Here is a 1839-nt window from a genome sequence, read left to right as displayed (position 1 = left end):
TACTCTTCGAAAAAACAGGGAGTTAAATCCGATGAATGATACGGTCGAGACTATACGGCAATATGCTGCGGCGTGGAACGAGGCCGATACTGCCAGGCGCGACACATTGCTGGCCGCCTGCTGGGCCGAGGATGGTGTTTATGTCGATCCGAATGTCGAGATCTCCGGACGGGAAAATCTTTCACGTCACATCGCCAAGGTGCAGGCCGCGCGGCCCGGGGCCTACCTCGAATTCATGAGCAGTGTCGATAGGCATCACCGCGTGCTGCGGTTTCTTTGGCGGCTTATGCATGCCGACGGTACGCGCGGTGATATATCGATCGATATCGGCGAGATCGGCGCTGATGGGCGCCTCGTCAAGATGATCGGATTCTTTGGGCCATCGCCTGCACTCTAGCGCAGATGCCCCGTTAGCCGCACGACGAAATCAGGACTTCCCGCGACGCCGCCCATAGAGACAGCTGCCGGGGCCACAACGTGCTACGGCAGCCACCGCGACGCTTCTTCTGGGCAGCCGCCTCAGGGTTGAAGCCGTTCCAGTTCTCGAACACGTCCATGAAGCCCGGAACGGTTTTTTGCGGTTCCAGTCACGCTGCAACCAGAGCGTCGCCTGGCTGATCAGCTTGCCTTCGGCCTGCTTGATGCGGCGGAGGCCGACTTCATGCGCGGTCAGCGAGGTGCCACTACGGCTACCGCGAATCGCTATGCCGCCGGCCCGGATGAATAGCTGGCACACGGGTGAACAACGCTCAGTTGTCGTCGGCTTTGGCGGTTTAACTGTGCAGTCGGTCGCGGCGACCGTAGGGTGGCTCGCTCGAAATTTGCGACTCGGCGATGGTGGCCAGCGACCAACGGGCGCTTGGGGCGCGTCAAATCGAGTACGTAAACATTCTTTCGGTAACGAAGACATTTCTGGATGAGGCAAATTTTCAGTGTATCGTGGGAATTGATCGGCTTATACGGCAACACGCCGAGTGATGGCGACGTGGTTTACGACGGTCGCAGCATTCTCGGAATTTAGCCGGATCGCCTATTTCGGCGCGATTGATGCGCAGCTTTCAGATATTGCAGTCGTTCGCCGACATGACTGCGCTCGATGTGGTGACGACGGCGGCGCTGACGCGAAGGCTGATGCGTGACGCCATCGACTTTGCCGCGCAGGCCCTGATCCCGCGTCGGCCTTGGTGGCAAGGAACTCAAGACGCCGCTGGCGCTGCGCATGTTCGACCATGACGATGGTGACGCCTTGCCTGTTCAATTTTTGATGATGGCGATCGGCGCTGCGGTTTCAGCCATCGTCAGGCCGGCCATCACCTTATCCAGTAGGATGCAACGCGGTTCGGTGGCGATGCATTCGGCAAGCTCGAGGAGCTTCTTGTCCTGCAGCGCGCTGTTACGTGCTGGAGCGTGGACAGGTTGCGCGTACGCCATCGCTCATGAAATCGAAGCTGTTTCTTCTGGGCGACGTGATCCTGCGCGTGCCGCAAGTGATCGCATTTGCGGTCCCGTTTGTTCTCGCCGGCGGCCTCAATATCATGCTGGGATCGACCGACTTGGCCGCTGGATCCGTGCCCTGCATCAGAATGCCCATGCGGCGGGGCTGATGGGAATCGATGTCGGCCGCGTCCAAGTCATGACCTTCGCGCTTGGCATCGCGATTTTGGCGCTGGCTGCGGCGTTGCTGTTGCGGGGCACGCCCATCCAGCCACCCAGGGCCTGCGCTAGCGCGGAAAACTCGGCAGCATGCTGCCTGGCTTTCATTACTTCATCTACGGCATCGTGGTTATCGGCGTCATTCTGGCGACGCCTCAAGGACTGCTGCCGCTTTTCGATAAGCTA

The 1839-nt window shown here is 59.6% G+C and carries 3 protein-coding genes and 1 pseudogene; 3 read left to right on the top strand and 1 reads right to left on the bottom strand.

Annotation, left to right across the window (positions count from 1 at the left end; genetic code table 11):
- Together ACEK02_RS10830 and ACEK02_RS10825 are read left to right on the top strand one after the other, a co-directional pair.
- On the top strand, positions 1-397 hold a 397-nt coding region (locus ACEK02_RS10830), incomplete at its 5' end, for a nuclear transport factor 2 family protein (protein WP_371421714.1).
- Between the two features lie 650 nt (positions 398-1047).
- On the top strand, positions 1048-1233 hold the full coding sequence (locus tag ACEK02_RS10825; RefSeq protein ID WP_193603623.1) for a hypothetical protein: 186 nt from the start codon (positions 1048-1050) through the stop codon (positions 1231-1233).
- Between the two features lie 21 nt (positions 1234-1254).
- Here ACEK02_RS10825 and ACEK02_RS10820 read toward each other — a convergent pair whose 3' ends face one another.
- The gene (locus ACEK02_RS10820) at positions 1255-1431 is read right to left on the bottom strand and encodes a hypothetical protein (RefSeq protein WP_291738874.1); all 177 of its coding nucleotides are present in this window, start codon (positions 1429-1431) and stop codon (positions 1255-1257) included.
- Between ACEK02_RS10820 and ACEK02_RS10815 the strand changes: the two are divergent.
- A pseudogene (locus ACEK02_RS10815) lies at positions 1349-1839 on the top strand (hypothetical protein); the annotation flags it as partial. The gene ACEK02_RS10820 and the pseudogene ACEK02_RS10815 overlap by 83 nt on opposite strands.

It is taken from the genome of Tardiphaga sp. (assembly GCF_041424195.1).
GTDB lineage: Bacteria > Pseudomonadota > Alphaproteobacteria > Rhizobiales > Xanthobacteraceae > Tardiphaga.
This window is presented reverse-complemented; position numbering and strand designations above follow the sequence as displayed.